This window comes from Actinomycetospora sp. (assembly GCF_055612215.1).
The window spans coordinates 1-1766 of record NZ_JBVPVA010000023.1; the positions used below are offsets into that span (position 1 = coordinate 1).

The 1766-nt window shown below is 70.9% G+C and carries 3 protein-coding genes and 1 pseudogene; 3 read left to right on the plus strand and 1 reads right to left on the minus strand.

The features are described 5' to 3' along the window. Positions 1 to 205, plus strand: a pseudogene (locus tag AC0CYZ_RS00485) (hypothetical protein); the annotation flags it as partial. Between the two features lie 182 nt (positions 206 to 387). Here the strand turns inward: AC0CYZ_RS00485 and AC0CYZ_RS00490 are convergent. Beyond that, on the minus strand, positions 388 to 579 hold the full coding sequence (locus AC0CYZ_RS00490; RefSeq protein ID WP_472210957.1) for a hypothetical protein: 192 nt from the start codon (positions 577 to 579) through the stop codon (positions 388 to 390). Between the two features lie 376 nt (positions 580 to 955). On the opposite strand from AC0CYZ_RS00490, the gene AC0CYZ_RS00495 reads away from it, so the two are divergent. Next, a complete protein-coding gene (locus tag AC0CYZ_RS00495) occupies positions 956 to 1519 on the plus strand; it encodes a PadR family transcriptional regulator (protein WP_472210960.1) in 564 nt (187 codons plus the stop codon). Continuing rightward, positions 1516 to 1766 (plus strand): NAD(P)-binding protein (locus AC0CYZ_RS00500; protein ID WP_472210963.1); only part of this gene is annotated, 251 nt, incomplete at its 3' end. The genes AC0CYZ_RS00495 and AC0CYZ_RS00500, both read left to right, overlap by 4 nt.

Genomic DNA, 1766 nt, shown 5'->3' on the forward strand with positions numbered 1-1766 from the left:
CGACGTCGGTCTCGATCCGGCCGACCCGACGACCCGCGACCAGGTCATCGCACACGGTGGCGCCGAGGCGATCGCGGCCGCGGTCGAGGCGCATCGGCAGGCGGGCGCCGACCACGTCGCGCTGCTTGGCCGCCCGAGCGGCGATCTCGACGACGAGCTGCGGCGCCTGGAACGCCTGGCCCCCGACCTCCTCGCGGCGGACTGAGGATCCGGCGGGCGCTCAGCTCAGCGGGTCATTGGACACGGAGTGCCAGACCTCGACGAAGCCCCGCGGCTGGCGGCCCAGGAGGGTGCGCAGGATCAGGGCGTTCCCGCCGGGGAAGCCGTGGCGGTCGTACATCGGGAGTCCCGGAGACCGAGACTGCCCCTGTTGGACGGTCGCGGGCTCTAGAGCATTAAGAGCGGAGCCGGGACCGCGTAGAAGACCGCAGCGAGCACCGCCAAGATCGATCCCAGAAAGCGCAGCGAAGTGGCGCCAGCGCGACGCCGTCGCTCAGCCTGCGCGGCGAAGGCCATGGAGACGATGGCGCAGACGGCAAAGACGGCGACCGCGACCGGTCGGAACGCGGCGGACAACACGGCTTCGTTGTAGCAACGCGAGACGCGCGACCGGGAAGCAGCCGGGAGCGCGGCACTCAGACGCGGAGCCAGCCCACGACCTCGACCGTGGCCTCCGGCGCCCGAAAGCGCCCTCGCGGAGGACGTCAATTGCGGGGTGGCGCGAGCGGGGCGAGCGACCTCGCGGCGCCGGTCGAGCCTCGATGCCGACCGTCGACTCCTTCGGGACCCCGCTCGCGTCTGCGGTCAGGAGAGGGTCAAACGCGCTCCGTCACGCGTGAGTCGATCCGCTCTCTCGGCAGCGGACCGCCCCGGACGGCCCGACTGTCACCGGGACGGTACTCGTACACGAGTACTCACCCTTGATTATAAGCGAGTACTCGTGCTTGAGTAGCTCGTGAGCAGCGTGCGGTTGTACATCCTCGGCGCTCTCGCCGAGCACGGACCGATGCACGGCCACCAGATCCGACGGGAGGCGCAGACCAACCGCACTGAGCTCTGGACCGACATCAAGGTCGGATCGCTGTACGCCGCTCTCGGTCGGATGGCCGACGAGGGGATCATCGAGGCCGTCCGCACCGAACGCGCGGGCAACATGCCGGCGCGCACGGTCTACGCGATCACCGATACCGGCCGGCAGGAGCTCGCCGTCCTGCGCGGTGACGCGCTGCGCGAGGTCCACCTCCGTCCCGACCCGGTCGATCTCGCGCTGCAGTACAGCGCCGCCCTCGGCAACGACGCGCTGATCGCCGCGTTCACCAACCGCCGCGCGGCACTGCGGGCTCAGCTCGACACCTGGCACCTGCTCCACGCCGAGGCGCTGCCGCATCTGCGCGGCACCGAGCCCCTCAGCTTCGCTCACACGATCATGCGTCTCGAGGCCGAGATCGCGTGGCACGACCACGTCCTCGCCGAGCTGCCCAGCGCGCTCGCCTCACCTGACCGGGAGACCCCGCTATGACCGACTCACCCCTGCGCGTCCTGATCATCGGCGCCGGTATCGGGGGCCTCGCCCTCGGCCAGGCCCTCGTCGCCGGTGGCGTCGAGGTCCGCATCTGCGAACGTAACCGCGACGCCGCTGCCTGGCTCGACGGGTACCGCCTCAACATCAATCCCGACGGTGCCCGCGCCCTGCACCGGTGCCTGCCGGCGGAGCTGTGGGAGGCCTTCGTCGCCACCTGCCCGACGCCACCGGGAGGTATCTCCTT